Source organism: Streptomonospora halophila (genome assembly GCF_039542725.1).
GTDB classification, from domain to species: domain Bacteria; phylum Actinomycetota; class Actinomycetes; order Streptosporangiales; family Streptosporangiaceae; genus Streptomonospora; species Streptomonospora halophila.
The window spans coordinates 47,940-62,649 of record NZ_BAABIK010000013.1 but is presented as its reverse complement, the minus strand read 5'-3'; the positions used below and the strand labels follow the sequence as shown (position 1 = coordinate 62,649).

At 74.9% G+C, this 14,710-nt stretch carries 14 protein-coding genes; 5 read left to right on the top strand and 9 right to left on the bottom strand.

Translation table 11 applies throughout. The features are described 5' to 3' along the window. Positions 1-87 precede the first annotated feature (87 nt). The gene (locus ABEA15_RS12780; protein WP_344141046.1) at positions 88-693 is read left to right on the top strand and encodes a histidine phosphatase family protein; all 606 of its coding nucleotides are present in this window, start codon (positions 88-90) and stop codon (positions 691-693) included. Between the two features lie 145 nt (positions 694-838). Here the strand turns inward: ABEA15_RS12780 and ABEA15_RS12775 are convergent, their stop codons facing one another. Next, a complete protein-coding gene (locus ABEA15_RS12775; protein WP_345556802.1) occupies positions 839-2,197 on the bottom strand; it encodes a sensor histidine kinase in 1,359 nt (452 codons plus the stop codon). A 178-nt stretch (positions 2,198-2,375) separates the two neighbouring features. On the opposite strand from ABEA15_RS12775, the gene ABEA15_RS12770 reads away from it, so the two are divergent. Both ABEA15_RS12770 and ABEA15_RS12765 read left to right on the top strand, forming a co-directional pair. Then, on the top strand, positions 2,376-2,606 hold the full coding sequence (locus ABEA15_RS12770; RefSeq protein WP_345556801.1) for a hypothetical protein: 231 nt from the start codon (positions 2,376-2,378) through the stop codon (positions 2,604-2,606). A gap of 91 nt (positions 2,607-2,697) precedes the next feature. Then, the gene (locus tag ABEA15_RS12765; RefSeq protein ID WP_345556800.1) at positions 2,698-3,441 is read left to right on the top strand and encodes a YqeB family protein; all 744 of its coding nucleotides are present in this window, start codon (positions 2,698-2,700) and stop codon (positions 3,439-3,441) included. Between the two features lie 161 nt (positions 3,442-3,602). Here the strand turns inward: ABEA15_RS12765 and ABEA15_RS12760 are convergent, their stop codons facing one another. The 4 genes from ABEA15_RS12760 to ABEA15_RS12745 form a co-directional block, all read right to left on the bottom strand. Then, positions 3,603-4,067: an SRPBCC family protein gene (locus tag ABEA15_RS12760; RefSeq protein WP_344141041.1), complete on the bottom strand. Its 465-nt coding sequence runs from the start codon at positions 4,065-4,067 to the stop codon at positions 3,603-3,605. 225 nt (positions 4,068-4,292) lie between these two features. Next, positions 4,293-5,636, bottom strand: coding sequence for an NAD(P)/FAD-dependent oxidoreductase (locus ABEA15_RS12755; protein ID WP_345556799.1), 1,344 nt, complete (start codon positions 5,634-5,636; stop codon positions 4,293-4,295). Positions 5,637-5,846: 210 nt separating this feature from the next. Next, the gene (gene sigJ / locus ABEA15_RS12750) at positions 5,847-6,899 is read right to left on the bottom strand and encodes an RNA polymerase sigma factor SigJ (protein WP_345556798.1); all 1,053 of its coding nucleotides are present in this window, start codon (positions 6,897-6,899) and stop codon (positions 5,847-5,849) included. Between the two features lie 217 nt (positions 6,900-7,116). Continuing rightward, on the bottom strand, positions 7,117-7,632 hold the full coding sequence (locus ABEA15_RS12745) for an Lrp/AsnC family transcriptional regulator (protein ID WP_345556797.1): 516 nt from the start codon (positions 7,630-7,632) through the stop codon (positions 7,117-7,119). A gap of 161 nt (positions 7,633-7,793) precedes the next feature. Between ABEA15_RS12745 and ABEA15_RS12740 the strand changes: the two genes are divergently transcribed. After that, positions 7,794-8,294, top strand: coding sequence for a DUF2000 domain-containing protein (locus tag ABEA15_RS12740; RefSeq protein ID WP_345556796.1), 501 nt, complete (start codon positions 7,794-7,796; stop codon positions 8,292-8,294). 97 nt (positions 8,295-8,391) lie between these two features. On the opposite strand, the gene ABEA15_RS12735 is transcribed toward ABEA15_RS12740, so the two are convergent. Both ABEA15_RS12735 and ABEA15_RS12730 read right to left on the bottom strand, forming a co-directional pair. Further along, a complete protein-coding gene (locus tag ABEA15_RS12735) occupies positions 8,392-9,564 on the bottom strand; it encodes an elongation factor Tu (protein ID WP_345556795.1) in 1,173 nt (390 codons plus the stop codon). Positions 9,565-9,836: 272 nt separating this feature from the next. Beyond that, the gene (locus ABEA15_RS12730) at positions 9,837-10,421 is read right to left on the bottom strand and encodes a DUF4232 domain-containing protein (RefSeq protein WP_345556794.1); all 585 of its coding nucleotides are present in this window, start codon (positions 10,419-10,421) and stop codon (positions 9,837-9,839) included. Positions 10,422-10,646: 225 nt separating this feature from the next. Between ABEA15_RS12730 and ABEA15_RS12725 the strand changes: the two genes are divergently transcribed. Further along, complete coding sequence (locus tag ABEA15_RS12725) at positions 10,647-11,537, top strand: endo alpha-1,4 polygalactosaminidase (RefSeq protein ID WP_345556793.1); 891 nt, start codon at positions 10,647-10,649, stop codon at positions 11,535-11,537. A 32-nt stretch (positions 11,538-11,569) separates the two neighbouring features. On the opposite strand, the gene ABEA15_RS12720 is transcribed toward ABEA15_RS12725, so the two are convergent. Continuing rightward, positions 11,570-13,720, bottom strand: coding sequence for an intein-containing Rv2578c family radical SAM protein (locus tag ABEA15_RS12720; RefSeq protein ID WP_345556792.1), 2,151 nt, complete (start codon positions 13,718-13,720; stop codon positions 11,570-11,572). Positions 13,721-13,943: 223 nt separating this feature from the next. Then, on the bottom strand, positions 13,944-14,669 hold the full coding sequence (locus ABEA15_RS12715) for an SDR family oxidoreductase (protein WP_345556867.1): 726 nt from the start codon (positions 14,667-14,669) through the stop codon (positions 13,944-13,946). Positions 14,670-14,710: the final 41 nt, after the last annotated feature.

Below are 14,710 nucleotides of genomic sequence, written 5' to 3'. Positions count from 1 at the left end.
GGCCAGGCCTGCCCGGAGCGTCGGGCGCGCGACCGGCCGGCGAAATGTGCACGGGCGAGGGAACAGGCGGACAGGGAGGGAGACCGCATGGGTGGACTGCTGCTGATCCGCCACGGCCGGACCGAGTGGAGCGTCGCGCGCCGGCACACCGGGCGCACCGACGTCCCGCTGACCGGGGAGGGCGAGGAGCAGGCGCGCGCCCTGCGCCCGCTGCTCGCCTCGCAGCGGCTGTCGCGTGTCCTGGTCAGCCCGCTGCAGCGGGCGAGCCGCACGGCGGAGCTGGCGGGTCTGCACGGCGGCGTGGCCGACCCCGACCTGATGGAGTGGGACTACGGCGGCTACGAAGGCCGCACCACCGGGGAGATCCAGCGTGAGCGGCCCGGCTGGTACATCTGGCACGACGGCGTGGTGCCGGGCGACGCCGAGCACCCGGGGGAGTCCGTGGAGGCCGTCGGGGACCGGGCCGACCGGGTGCTGGAGCGGCTCCGTCCCGTTCTGGACGACCCTGGAGCCGCGGACGCCGCGCTGGTGGCGCACGGCCATTTCCTGCGCGTGCTGACCGCCCGCCGCCTGGGGCTCCCCGCGGACCGCGGCGCGCTGTTCCGCCTGGAGACCGCGGCGACGGCCCGACTGGGAGAGGAGCACGGGCGCCCGGTGCTCACCGACTGGAACGTGGTGCCGCGGCGCGAGTAGCCGGGCGGCCCGCACCGGCACACGCCGGGAGCCGCCCGGCCCCGCCCCCGCGGGCCGGGGCGGGAGGGGGCGCCCGGCGGACCGCGTCGGCCGCGCCGTCTCCCTCGGGATCGGGATCCGGAAGGCGCGTTGCGGCGCGGCCGCCTCAGCGTGCCTCCGGATCCGGTGCGCCGCCGTCCTCGTTCCAGGGCAGGAGGGCGTGCAGGCGGAAGCCGCCCTCCTCGCCGGGGCCGTGGCTGAGCCGTCCTCCGGCGAGGGAGACGCGTTCGGCGAGTCCGAGCAGGCCCTGCCCCCCGGCGTGCGACCCGGCGGGATCACCGGGTTCCCGTTCGGGCGATCCGTCGTCGCCGAGCGGACCGGAATCCGTCGCCCTGCTGTCCGCAGCGGCATCCGGCCCAGCGCGCCCGCTCACCGCTTCGGGCTCCCGTGCGCCCCCGCTCCCGGCGGCGTGCACGGCGCTCCCCGCGTCCGGCGCGGTGTTGGCCACCTCCACCGACAGCCCTTCCCCGGGGCCGCCCCGCAGGCCGACGCGCACGCGCGCGCCCGGGGCGTGGCGGCGGGCGTTGGTCAGCCCTTCCTGCACGATCCGGTAGGCGGTGCGGCCGACGGTGTCGGGGGCGCGCCCCCGCACCTCGTCGTTCAGCTCCACCCGCATCCCGGCGGCGGCCGACTCCGAGACCAGGCCGCGTACGTCGGCCAGCGTCGGCTGCGGCAGCTCGCCCACCGGGGCCCGCAGCACGCCGATGACCTCGCGCAGGTCCTGCAGCGCCCGGTGCGCGCTCTCTCGGATCACCGACGCCGCGCCGGCGATCTCCGCGGCGGGCGCGTCGGGGCGGTACTCCAGCGCGCCCGCGTGCACGCTCAGCAGCGACAGCCGGTGGCCGAGCACGTCGTGCATCTCGCGGGCGATCTGCTCGCGCGCGTGCATCTGGGCCTGCTCGGCGCGCAGCCGCGCCTCGGTCTCGGCCCGCGCCGCCCGCTCGCGCAGGGACAGCACCAGCTGCCGCCGGTGGCGGACCGTCGCGCCCCAGCCCAGCACCGCCACGACCAGCACCGACGTGAACGCGACGATCACCTGCAGCTCGCCGTCGTCGGGCAGCCGTTCGGCGGGGACGAGGTTGACGAACACCGCGAAGTAGGCGATCTGCCCCGCCACCGTCGCCGCGCCGCACAGGGCCGCCGTGCGGGCGGAGCGGTGGACGGCGACGGTGAACAGGGCGGCGCACTGGGCGCCGTCGGCGAGCGAGGCATAGGCCGACAGCGGGATCAGCCCGAGCGCCAGACCCACCGGCCAGCGCCGGCGCAGCCACACCGCGGCGCAGGCGACCGCGCAGACGACCTGCTCGCGCAGCACCGCGGTCGCGGTGACCTCGGGATCCTCCGAGAGAGCGATCGTCCAGGCGAGCCCGTAGACCACGGCCGCCAGGAACAGGCCGATGTCGACCGCCCACTCGCGCGGCCCGCGCCTGCGGCGGGGCGCGGTGCCGGTCGGTGCGCTCTCCATGGCTGCCGAACCTACTCGGCGGCCATGGGCCGTGCCGCTCAGGCAGCCCGTTCGGCTACTCGCGGCGCGGCGGACGATGCTTTCGGCCGGCGCCAAGCCGCCGATCCGAGACTTCGGTCGGGGCAGGCGATACCGGCGGCCGACGCGCCGGAGCGACCGCTCGGCCTAGCGTCGGAGCATGGCACGGATCGCGCCGCTCGCCACCGCTCTCCTCGGCCTCGTCCTGTGCTTCCAGGCGGCCGTCGGGCTCGCCGGGGAGCTGGGCGCCGGGGCATGGCGCGCTGCCGGGCGGCTGTCGGTCGTCGGCCGGCTGCCGCGGCTCGACGACTACGCGGTGTTCGTCAGCGTGTCGCTGCTGGTCGCGGGGATCGCGGCGCTCGTCGCCGCCGGACGGGGACACGGCCGATGAGGTCGGTGGCGCGGGCGTCGGAGCCGAGCGGGGCGCGGCCGGTCGACCGGGATTGGGGGTTCGGACAGCTATGGCTGAGGAGAGAGCTGCGATGGAACGGGACGCGCCGGCACCCGGCAAAGCCACCGTCGTCGCGCCCGCCAGGAGCGAGCGCGTCCTGATGTGGGGCGGGCTGCCGCTCCTGGGTGCCGTGCTCGGCGCGCTGCTGAAGACCCTGGCCGAATGGTTGGCGACCTGGCCGTGGACCCCGTTCGAGGGACCGGTGCAGCTGATCAGCACGCTGCCGGACACGCCGACGCGCATCGGCGGCGCCGTGGTGGGGCTCGTCGCGGGGCTCGTGCTGGCGCTCATCGGCGAAAGCGAGTCGGGCACGGTGACCGTCGACGGTGGCGAGGCCGTCGTCGAGTCCGGCGACCGCCGGGTCGCCTTCCGGCGCTCGCAGGTCAGCGCCGTGTTCAAGGACGGAAAACGGCTGGTGGCGCTGGGGCCGCGGACCGAGGAGCTGGCCGGGCAGGCAACCGACCTGGACGCGCGCCGGCTCGCCGCCGCGTTCCGGAAGCACGGCTACCCCTGGCGCGAGGGCGGCGACCCGTGCGCCGCGGACTACCGCCGCTGGGTCGAAGGCGTGCCGGACCTCTCGGCGAGCGCCCACGGCCTGTTCGCGGCGCGAGCCCGCGCCCTGCGCAAGGACGGCTCCGACGCCGCCCGGGACGCCGAGGAGCTGCGGGCGGAGCTGGGAAAGCTGGGGCTGGTGGTGCGCGACGAGCGCAAGACCCAGTACTGGCGCGCGATCGCGCCGCGCGACGACGCGGGATCCGCCTCCGAGGGGCCCTGAGCGCGCGGGGGCCCGTCCGGGGGCGGCGCGGGAGCCCGTCCGGCGGGGCCCGGGGACAACGGCGACCGGTGCCGCGCTCGGGCGGTCGGCGAGGCGTCGCCCCCGCCGGCCGCCCGGCGGCCTCGTCGTCGCGAACCGCTTCGGTGCTCGTCTGCGGCGCGTCACGCCGACGGGCGAGCGGACGCCAGGTAGGTGGCGCAGCTTTCCAGCAGGAACTCGGTGCCCTGGCGGGAGATCTTGGCCGTCTGGGGGCTGTCGCAGGTCTGGTGGACGGTCAGCGCGGTGCGGCCGCCGCCCAGGTCGGTGAAGTCCATCGCCATCCGCTGGGGCTCCAGCCCGGCCTCCTGGGCGGCGCCCATGTCCTCCACGAGGCGGCTGTGCCTGACGACCTCGACGTAACTGCCGCTGACGGGGTGCAGCTCGCCGGTGGGCGTCTTGATGTCGGCGCGGAACCCGCCGCCGGGGCGCACGTCCAGGACGACGGACTCGGGTACGGCGTTGAACACCTTCGCGAACGCGTCGGGTTCGGTCCACGCGTCCCACACTGCACTGACAGGGGCGTCGTACTCGCGGGTGACGGTGTAGCTGCTGCCGTCGGCGTTCTCGGTGCCGGTGGTGCGGGTCATGGCGTGCTCCTTCAGGTCCGCGCGGCCGCGCCGCGTTCGATGTGACACCACTTTCGACCGGAGCAACCGCGCGAACTCATCGCTCGCCGGGAACGGGTCCGGGCGGTCCCGTTCGGCAGGACCGAGCGGACGATCGACGCCCGGTCCTGACACCGCACGTATCCCGCGTAGCCCGTCGCCCCGCCCCGGCTCCCCCCGTCCACGGGAGCCGGGGCGGCCACCGCGCTACGCGCGGCGGGGCAAGAAGGGGCCGGGGTGGCGGAGCGCGGTGACCACGCCGCGGGTGATCCCCTCCTTGAGCGCGGCCGCGGACCGGCCGACGAGGGCGGCGCGCACCGGTGTGTCGTCCGCGCGCAGGAACTGGGTCACCGCGTCCCGGCGCCCCAGGCTGATGTTGACCGCCACGTAGCGCAGCCGGACGGGTCGGGGCGCGCGTCCGCGGGCGGTGTCGGCGGCCACGCCCCCGGCGTGCACCCCCATCGGCAGGCCCGTCTGGCACGTCATGCGCGCGACACCGCCCCGGGTCATCGCCGCCGCGGCGTCTCCCGCGGCGATCACCTCCGGATGCGAGACGGAGCGCAGAGACGCGTCGACGAGTATGCGCCCCGTGTCGTCGACGGCCAGGCCCGCCTCGGCGGCCAGCGCGTGGACTCGGAACCCGGCGGTCCACACCAGTGTGTCGAAGGCGATCGCGTCGGACTCCCCGTCCCCGACGAGGGCGCGGCCGTCCTGGACAGCGGTGATCGCGGTGTGCTCGCGCACCGCCACCCCCAGCCGCCGCAGCGAGCCGCGCAGGTGCCGCTGCGCGCGTGGCGCTAGCCAGTCGGCTACCGCCTCGGCCGAGACGAGCTCGACGCGCGCGTTGGGATAGGCCTCGGCCAGCTCGGCCGCCGTCTCCAGGCCGGTCAGCCCGCCGCCGGCCACGACGATGCGGTGGCGCGTGTGGGCCGTGGCCGGGTGCTCGGGTGCGGCGTCGGCCGTGTGCGCGGCGGCTTCGGGGGCGCCGCCGGCCGCGGCGGCCCCTCCGACGAGCGCCGGAGCCGCCGCGGAGCGGACCGGGGCGGTTCCCGCGCCGGTGCGGCCGCCCCCGTCGCCGGGCCGCGCTCCCTGGTGCACACGAAGGTGGTCGCGCAACCGGGCGGCCTGCTCGGCGTCGGCGACCGCGAACGCGTGCTCGGCCACGCCCGGAACGTCGCGGGTGTCCCACGAGCTTCCCAGCGCGTAGACGAGCGTGTCGTAGTACAGCCGCTCGCGGACCGGCGACCCGCCCGACGGTGAGGCCGGGTCTCGGTGCTCGTCCAGGTGCACGGTGCGCGCGTCCGCGTCGATCGCGGTGACACGCCCGAAGACCGCTTCGACCCCGCTTCCGCGCAGGAGGTCGGCGATCCGGATCTCCGGCAGCCGCTGGCCCGCGGCGACCTGGTGGAGGCGGGTCCGCTCCACGAGGTGTTCGGCGGCGTTGACCAGCGTGACGCGCGCCGGGGTGCCGCGCAGGTAACCGGCGGCGCGCTTGGCGGCGGTCAGGCCTGCGAAGCCCGCGCCCAGGACGACGATGCGATGGGGTGTCATGGCGTTCCTTCCTTCCGCTTCCCTGCGGTTGGTCCGCGGAGGTTGAACCGGCGCCGCGCGCGGGCCGTGACAGCCGGAGGCGGGCGGCGTCCGTGATCTGGGCCACATTCCGGCCTTCGGTCGCGGCCGCCGCGGCGACCGCGCTCGCAGTGGGAGGACGCGGATCGCGCCTCGCACGCGGATGCGGCGGCTCGGCCGATCGGCGGCGACTCAGCCGTCGGTCCGGGCGTCCCGATGCTCCGCGGCCACCTGCCCCGCGAGGAACTCCAGCTTCTCGGGATGCAGCACGGCCCGGACCGCCGTGATCCGCCCGTCCGGGCCCACCTCCAGCCAGGTGGCTCCCATCAGCTCGCCGCCGACCCGCAGCACCGCGCCGAGCTCGCCGTTGACCGGCCGCAGCTCGATCTCCAGTCCCGTCGTCTCGGGAAGCGTGCTCACCCCGGCTGTGAAGCGCGCGACCTTCGAGCGGCCCGCGACGGGGTTCCGTGCGGCGCGGACCCGGCCGCCGCCGTCGGCCCAGGCGGTGACGTCGTCGGCGAGCATCCGCTCCAACGCCGGGACGTCGCCCTCCGCGGCGGCGGCGAAGAACCGCTCCAGAAGCCGCCGCTGCTGGGCGGAGTCGGGCGTGAAGCGGCGCTGCGGCGTGCCGACGTGCTCGCGGGCGCGCCGCAGCAGCTGCCGCGAATGGGACTCGTCGACGTCGAGGAGTTCGGCGATCTCGCGGTGCGTGTGCCCGAACGCCTCGCGCAGCACGAAAACGGCGCGCTCGGGCGGGGTCAGCCGTTCGAGCATGACCAGCACGCCTACTGACACCGAGTCGCGCTGCTCCGCCGTCTCCATCGGCCCGAGCGCGCCGCTGTCGGTCAGCACGGGTTCGGGAAGCCAGGGGCCGATGTAGCGCTCGCGGGTCGCCCGCGCGGAGGTGAGCCGGTTCAGGCAGAGGTTGGTGACCACCTTGGTCAGCCAGGCCGCCGGTACCCGCACCACCGAGGGATCGGCTCCGTTCCAGCGCAGGTACGCGTCCTGGACGGCGTCCTCGGCCTCGGCCGCCGACCCGAGCAGCCGGTAGGCGAGCCCGAGCAGCCGGGGGCGCTGCTCGGCGAACACTTCCGCCTTGGCCGCCTCGGACACGGGGGTGGTCGGAGCGCCCGCCGCTGCGGACGCGGACGCGGCCCCGGCGGGGTCGGCGCCCGTCCGGCCGCCGCCGTCCGCCGGCGCGGGGTCGGCGGGCCGCGGGTCGGGCTCGAATCGCGATGGGGCCACAGCACGATGCTAGGCCGCCGTCGTGGATCACGGTTTTTGCCCCGCCCGATCGGGGCCCGGCCTGTCAGGGGGTGGAGGCGGCCGACGAGCGGCACGAAGGCGCCGGTGCGGGCGGCGTGGCCGCGGTAGGCGTCGCCGTGGTGCCTGCGCGGCCCGGGTGGACGCACGTCCGTCCGGTGCGGGTGGCCGCTTCCGGTCGTCGGCCGGGCGCCATCGGTCAGTGTGTCCGGGGCTCGCCGGCTCCCCGACCCCGGCCCGACGCCTTGCCGCGGGGCCGCACCGGCTCGACCGCCGGTGTGCGCATGTGCTCGTAGACGACGCTGGTCTCGACGTCGGCGACCTCCGGGCGCTCGGTCAGGCGGTCGATGACGAACGCGTACAGGCCGTCGGTGTCGGCGACCGCGACGTGGATCAAGAAGTCCTTGCTGCCCGAGGTCACGAACAGGCCGACGGTCTCGGGCAGCCGTGCCGCCCACTCGCGGAACGACTCGATGTTGCGCCGCGACGGCGGGCGGATGCGCACCGCGATCATCGCCTGCACGCCGCGCCCGATGGCCTCCAGATCCACCTCCGCCCGGTATCCCCGCAGCACCCCGCGCTCGCGCAGGGACCGCATGCGCTCCAGCGAGGTCGACGGCGCGACGCCGACCGCGGCGGCCAGGTCGCGGTTGGTGCGCCGTGCGTCCTTCTGCACTTCGCGCAGAATCGCCCTGTCGAGTTCGTCCAGCTCCACCGTTTCCGCTCCCTCGCCGAACGATGTTCGGTAGTGCTTTGCACAAGTCGCACGTATGGCTAGCTTCTTTCAGAGTACGCGTACGTCGAACGACCGGAACTCCTGCGCGCGCAACGCGCGCGGTGCGCCGCACCACGCCCGCGACCAGGCCGAGGAACCGTATGACCGACCAGCTCACCCGCCCGGACCCGGCGGAGACCACCCCGTTCCGACTCGACCCCGACGACGTCGACATCGACACCCCCACCCGCGGCCTGCGGGTGAAGTGGGTGATGGTGATCGACCGCGACCTGGACCCCGGCCTCGCCGCCAACACCGCGAGCTGCCTGGCCGCCGCCGTAGGCCGCGAGGTGCCGCAGATGATCGGCCCCGGCGGCGCCGACGCCTCCGGCGGAGCGCACCGCGGGCTGCCCTGGACCGGCTGCACCGTCCTGGCCGGCGACACCGCCGAGGTGAGCGGCATCCGAGAGAAGGCCCTGAGCAAGTCCGGCCTGCTCGTCGTGGACATGCCCTCGCTGGCCCAGGTCTGCCGCGTCTACAGCGGGTATTTGGACGCACTCGCCGAGACCGGCGCCGACGACCTCCGCTACCACGGCGTGGCGCTGGTCGGCCCGCGCAACAAGGTCGACAAGATCGTCGGGCGCCTGCCGCTGTTCACGTGACGGCGGCCGGGCAGGCGCTCCGGCGCCCTCGGAGCCCGCGACACACGAGGGGGAGGGGCCGCGGCCCCTCCCCCTCGCTGGACTCCGACGTCGGGTCTCAGTCCAGCGGCTCCGTCATCGTCCCGGCGGCGACGGTCCTGCCGCCCTCGCGCATCGCGAACCCCAGGCCCGGGCGCATGGCCAGGGCGGTGCCCAGCTCGACCTCGACGTCGACGGTCTCACCGGGACGGGCGCGCTCCGCGCCGCGCAGCCGCAGCCGCCCGGGCGCGTCGGCCGTGCGGATGTAGAGCTGCGGCCGGTACCCGTCGCCGATGGAGGTGCGGCGGCCGCCTTCCTCGGCTGTGAGCAGGTGGACCCGGGCGGCGAAGCGGTGGTGGGCCGACTGGGTGCCCACGGCCGCGAGGACCTGCCCGCGCCGCACCTGCTCGCGGCGCACACCGCGCAGCAGCAGCGCGGCGTTGTCCCCGGCCTCGCCGTACTCCATGGTCTTGCCGAAGGTCTCGACCCCGGTGACCACGGCCGTGAAGCCCGGGCCCGCGCCGACCGCCTCGACGGTGTCGCCGACGGCCACCCTTCCCTGCTCGATCGACCCGGTGGCGACGGTGCCGCGGCCGGTCACCGACAGCCCGCCCTCCACCGGCAGCAGGAACGGCGCGTCGGTGTAGCGCTCGGGCACCGGCACGTGCTCGTCGACGGCGCGGAGCAGCTCGGCCACGGAGGCCGTCCACACCGGGTCGTCCTCCAGGGCGCGCAGGCCGGAGACCCGCACGACGGGTGAGTCCGGATAGCCGTGCTCGGCCAGCAGCTCGCGCACCTCCAACTCGACCAGGTCGGCCAGCTCGCGGTCGGCGCCGTCGGCCTTGTTCAGCGCGACGACGACGTGCGCGACTCCGACCCGCCGGGCGAGCAGCACGTGCTCGCGGGTCTGCGGCATGACCCCCTCGTGCGCGGAGATCACCAGGATCGCCCCGTCGAGCTGGGCCGCGCCGGTGAGCATGTTCTTCACGTAGTCGGCGTGGCCGGGCATGTCGACGTGCGCGTAGTGCCGGGTGGCGGTCTCGTACTCGACGTGGGCGATGCTGATCGTGATGCCGCGCGCGGCCTCCTCGCGCGCCCGGTCGATCCGGTCGAAGGGCACATGGTCGGCCCCCGCCGACTCGCTCAGCACCTTGGTGATCGCCGCGGTCAGCGTGGTCTTGCCGTGGTCGACGTGCCCCATCGTGCCGATGTTGATGTGCGGCTTGGTCCGCACGAAGGCCTTCTTGGCCATAATGGTTCCCTCGATGCTCGCTGCGGAAGCGGCCCGCGCCGTGCCCACCCCTTCCCGCCGGGCCGCCTCACAACGACCGGGAAGGGGTCAGCGCTCGGCGCCGTCGAACAGGTCGCGCAGCGAGGCCGCGCTCCGGGCACGCTCCGCGGCGCCCGCGACCGCGGGCGTGAGCGAGGAGGCGTGCCGGAACATGCCCGCGATGATCCACCGCGGTCCGCGCGGCGGCAACGGGTTTTCGGCGGACGCGCGGCGGTCGGGCGGAACCGGGGGCCTCAGTTGTACGGGCTCGGTGTCACCGGAGAGAGGCTCGTGCCCTGGATCTCGGAATCGGCGCAGACGGTCAGCCCCGGGCCCAGCCCGGCGTAGGACAGTTCGCCGCTCTCGCCGATCGCGTACTCGATGCCGGCGGCCTCGGTGGGCTCGCACTCCTCGGGGACGTAGTTGCCGGTGTTGGCGTGGAACATGGTGAACTCGGCGACGTCCCCCTCGTCGAGCACGAACGGTTCGCCGGGCTCGCTGCGCTGGCGCGCCCAGGCGCCGACCTGCTCGCCGTCGCCGTCCACCCAGCGCACCTCCACCGACCCGGGCATCAGGCACGCTCCGGCGCCGTCGGAGACGCGGGCGAGCGCGAAGTCGAAGGCCATGGTGCCGGCCGCGGCGTTGCGGCCGTTCTCGATCAGCTTGAAACGGTGGAACCCGCAGTCGGGCACGGTCCCGGCGTCCCCCGCGCCGGCGGTGCCGGCGGTGTCGGCGGCGGCGAGCGGCGCACCCGCCAGCAGGGCGGGCACCGCCACCCCGGCGACTACGGCGGTGCGGAGACTGCGGGCGGCGGCGGTCGTGAACGTGCGTGCGGACATCGCTCCCCCTTCGCGGACGATTCCGTCCGGGCTGTTGTGCTGTCACTGTTGTGACCGCCGCTTCGGCGCGCCTGTTCGTGAAGCGGAGCCGAAAACACGGCCTGAACCGGACGTCGCCGCAGGTAAACCGATTCTCGGCCGGTTGTGCCGGCGCGCTTCGCGGGCGCCGCCGTACCACCGCACGCGGGTGCCCGAGGGCGGCCGAACGGCGGTAGGTTTGCTGCCATGACTGTGCGGAGCGCCGTGCGCACCCTCCCGATGGCCGCCCTGCTCGCCCTCGCCGCCTGTGCACCGAGCGGGCCCGGAGAGGAGAGCGCACGGCCGGCCGCCGCGGAGGAGTCCGCCGACTCCTCCGGCGAGCAGGCCGCGTCCCCCCAGCCGCCGCCCGCGCACACGGCCTTCGACTACCAGATCGGCGGGGCCTACCCCCTGCCGGAGGGCGCGGACGCGGTCATCCGGGACCGGCTCGACGCGCCCGCCGACGGCGTCTACAACGTCTGCTACGTCAACGGGTTCCAGGTGCAGCCCGGAGAGCTCGACCAGTGGCGCGAGGACCGTCCCGACCTGCTGCTGCGCGACGCCGACGGCGAGTTGGTCGTCGACTCCGACTGGGACGAGGCGCTGATCGACATCTCGACCGCGGACAAGCGCGAAGCGGCCGCGGAGGTCGTCGGCGCGTGGATCCGGGGCTGCGCTCAGGACGGGTTCGACGCCGTGGAGCTGGACAACCTGGACTCGTGGACGCGTTCGGAGTCGCTGCTCGACCGCGCGGACGCGGTCGGGTTCGCCGAGCTGCTGACGGCCCGCGCCCACCGCGAAGGCCTGGCGGCCGGGCAGAAGAACGCGGCAGAGCTGATCCGGGACGCGGACGGCGGTCCCGTGGCCGGCTTCGACTTCGCGGTCACCGAGGAGTGCGGCCGCTGGAACGAGTGCGACGTCTACGCCGGCGCGTATCCGGACCGGGTGCTGGACGTGGAGTACCGCGAGCAGGACATGCCCGCCGCCTGCTCCTTCGGCGACCTCGGGGTCTCGGCGGTGCTGCGGGACCTGGACGTGGCGACGCCGGAGTCCGCGGGGTACGTCCACGCCACCTGCGACGAGTTCGGCCGAGCCTGAGCCCGTGGGGGATCCGCCGTTTCGCGTGCGTGTCACTGGAGCAGGGTCAGCTGCTCGCCGCCGGGGGCGCGGCCGCCGTCGGACCTCGCCGAAGCGGAGCCGTCGGCCGGTGCGGGGCGGTGGCGCGGCGGGTCGCCGCTGTCGGGGCGCAGCAGGCCGTGGCGGCGTGCGGCGTCGCGCACGCGCGCGCCGACCAGGTCGCGGTAGGGCTTGGGAGCGTAGGCGCCGCGGCGGTACAGCTCGCGGTAGCGCGGCACCAGGTGCGGGTACTCGCGTGCGAGCCACCGCATGTACCACTCGCGCGCGCCGGGGCGCAGATGCAGCAGGATCGGGGTGACGTTCGCGGCGCCGGACTCGGCGATCGCGGCGACGGTCGCCTCGATCTGCTCGGCGGAGTCGGTCAGGCCGGGCAGGATCGGCGCCATCAGCACGGAGCAGCTCAGCCCGCGGTCGGCGCACCGGCGGACGACGTCCAACCGCGAGGCGGGGCGCGGGGTGCCGGGCTCGACGGTGCGCCATACGTCCTCGTCGAGGGAGCCGACCGACACCGCCAGGCCCACGTCGGTGACCCGGGCCGCCTGTTCGAGCAGGTCGAGATCGCGCAGGATGAGCCGCCCCTTGGTGAGGACGGAGAACGGGTTGGCGAAGTCGCGCAGGGCCGCGATGATCTGCGGCATCAGCCGGTAGCGGCCCTCGGCCCGCTGGTAGGGGTCGGTGTTGGTGCCCATCGCGATCGGCTCGCCCGCCCACCGCGGGTTGGCCAGCTCGCGCCGCAGCAGCTCGCCGGCGTTGACCTTGACCATGATCTTGGAGTCGAAGTCGTGTCCGGAGTCGAGGTCCAGATACTCGTGCGTGCGCCGGGCGAAGCAGTTGTGGCTCACCACGCCGTTCGCGAGGAAGTCCCCCGTTCCGGTCGTGATGTCGTACAGCGTGCGTAGTTCGCCGGTGTCCTCGATCGAGACGACGTCGAGCCGGGGGTCCGACTCGAGTGCGGCATCGTCGATACCGCGCTTTCGAGTGATCGCGGGGTCCGTCGTCTGGAGGAACCGCAGCCGCTCGCGCAGTCCTCCGGTGAGCCGCACGACCTGCGCGCCCGACACCGCGGCGGGTCCCTCGACGGTGTGCTCGAAGCCGAAGTGCTTCATGCTCAGGCCGACCGCCGCGATGATCTCGCTGTCGGCGCTGGAGATGCGGAGGACGCCTCCGGAACAGTCGCCTTCGGCGTCGAACGCCCCCGCGAGGAACCCCTTGCGCCATTCGTCGCACGGTGCGACCGGCCATTCCACGATCTCGGACATGCGCTCGGACGAGGTGCCCTGCGCGGTGCGGATCGCCGTGATCGCTCGCCGGTTCTCCGGCGCGGCGGCGGGGTCGAAGCGGACCGCGCTCACGCCGAGACCGGCGAGGCAGCCTGCGGCGCGATCCGCCGCTTCGCCGTCGGCGAGCGCCCGGCGGAGTCGGAACACGCGGGCTCCGTCGGCCGGACGCTTCGTTCCCGGATGGCCGGAACCGCCGGGAGGCGCATCGCCGCGGAGGATCCCGCAGAGATAGCCCCTCCTGTAGGCGCCGGCGCCCTCGGGCGGATCCGCGTAGCGGCCCGTGCCCAGCAGTCCGGTCCCTTCGGTCAGGTGCGGCCGGCGGCGGTGGCCGGAGGCGCCTCCGGCGACGTATGTCCAGCCGCGGCCGGTGAGGAACCGGTGGTCGCCGCTGGCCACCAGCACCGTGCCGTCGGCCAGCGTGATGCGGTAGGCGCGCTTCACCGTCGTCCAATGCGCCTGCACCGTCGTGGGTGTGTAGCGCCGGCGGCCGCCCGCGCGGCGCGTCCCGTAGATCCGATCGCCGACCCTGATCTCCGCCAGCGGTCTGGTCCGGCCGTCTGCCATGAGGATCGGGGTGTCGCCGGACAGGCAGTAGACGCAGGCGTGGCTGCAGCCCCGATAGGGGTTGACAGTCCAGCGGAACGGGACCGCGGCCTCGCCGGGGACGCGGTTGATGATCGATCGGGCGCGGATCTCGACGGCCACGGCGTCGCCGCCGTCGCCGCCGAGGACCGGCCCGGGTCCGGGATCGGCCAGCCCGGCCCGCCCGGTGCCGCGCCCGGCGCCGGAGGGCTCGGGCGCGACGTCCGCGCGCTCGAACAGCGCGGGCTCGTCGTGCTGGTCACGCAAGGATTCCCATCGCATACCCTCAATACGAACACAGGTTCGAATGCGTGTCCAGTGGCCGTCCACAGGCCTGTGACGAGGCGCTTCACGGCCGCACGCGCGCTCCGGGCCGCGGGGGCCGTGAGGCCGGGGTTTCGACCGCCGAGTGGGCGCCGCGTGAACTGCGGAACTTTGCGGCGCGGTGATGGCCGGGAGGGCGGCGCAAATGCGGGCCGGCGCCTTCGCTCCCGCCCGTCCGGAGTCACCAGGGGACGGCGCCCTCGTCGTCGAAGAAGCCGCCGCGCGGTCCGTCGTCGGGCAGGGTGGCGAGCCGGATCGCGATCGCGGCACCCTGCTCGGGCGTCCGCGGCGCGTTGAAGCCGGTGAAGTCGGTCGCGACGTAGCCGGGGCAGGCGGCGTTCACGATGACGTTCGTGTCGGCGAGCCGGCGGGCGTACTGCGCCGTGAGGCTGTTGAGCATCGACTTCGACGGTGCGTACGCGGCCAGGATCGGACCGGTCTGCAGTGTCAGCGAACCCATGTTGCTCGACATGTTGACGATGCGCGGCGAGTCGGCGCGGCGGAGCAGCGGGAGAAGCGCGTTCGTCACCCGGACGACCCCGAGCACGTTCGTCTCGATGACGGTGCGGACGACGTCGAGGTCGAGCGTCGTCGGGTCCTGTATGCCGTCGCCGGTCCGGCCGGAGATGCCCGCGTTGTTGACGAGCACGTCGAGCCGTCCCGCCGCCTTCTCGACGGCCGCGGCCGCGGCGGCGACGCTGTCGTCTGAGGTGACGTCGAGGGCGACCCCGAACGCGTCGGCGCCCGCGGCACGCAGGCGGTCGACGGCCTGCTCGCGCCTGGCGTCGTCGCGCGCGCCCGCGGCGACCGTGAAGCCGGCCGCTCCCAGGCCCTGTGCGATGGCGAAGCCGATTCCCTTGTTCGCGCCGGTGACCAGCGCGGTCTTCGTGTCGTTCACGGGACCAATACTCGGCGAGCCCCGCGCTCGCCGTCCAAGACCGATTCGCT

Bases quoted from the DNA above. Each gene is read 5' to 3' on its own strand.
- ABEA15_RS12725 (WP_345556793.1), top strand. From the start codon at position 10,647: ATGACTGTGCGGAGCGCCGTGCGCACCCTCCCGATGGCCGCCCTGCTC.
- ABEA15_RS12720 (WP_345556792.1), bottom strand. From the start codon at position 13,720: ATGCGATGGGAATCCTTGCGTGACCAGCACGACGAGCCCGCGCTGTTC.
- ABEA15_RS12780 (WP_344141046.1), top strand. From the start codon at position 88: ATGGGTGGACTGCTGCTGATCCGCCACGGCCGGACCGAGTGGAGCGTC.
- ABEA15_RS12755 (WP_345556799.1), bottom strand. From the start codon at position 5,636: ATGACACCCCATCGCATCGTCGTCCTGGGCGCGGGCTTCGCAGGCCTG.
- ABEA15_RS12765 (WP_345556800.1), top strand. From the start codon at position 2,698: ATGGAACGGGACGCGCCGGCACCCGGCAAAGCCACCGTCGTCGCGCCC.
- ABEA15_RS12740 (WP_345556796.1), top strand. From the start codon at position 7,794: ATGACCGACCAGCTCACCCGCCCGGACCCGGCGGAGACCACCCCGTTC.
- ABEA15_RS12770 (WP_345556801.1), top strand. From the start codon at position 2,376: ATGGCACGGATCGCGCCGCTCGCCACCGCTCTCCTCGGCCTCGTCCTG.
- ABEA15_RS12735 (WP_345556795.1), bottom strand. From the start codon at position 9,564: ATGGCCAAGAAGGCCTTCGTGCGGACCAAGCCGCACATCAACATCGGC.
- ABEA15_RS12730 (WP_345556794.1), bottom strand. From the start codon at position 10,421: ATGTCCGCACGCACGTTCACGACCGCCGCCGCCCGCAGTCTCCGCACC.
- ABEA15_RS12760 (WP_344141041.1), bottom strand. From the start codon at position 4,067: ATGACCCGCACCACCGGCACCGAGAACGCCGACGGCAGCAGCTACACC.
- ABEA15_RS12775 (WP_345556802.1), bottom strand. From the start codon at position 2,197: ATGGAGAGCGCACCGACCGGCACCGCGCCCCGCCGCAGGCGCGGGCCG.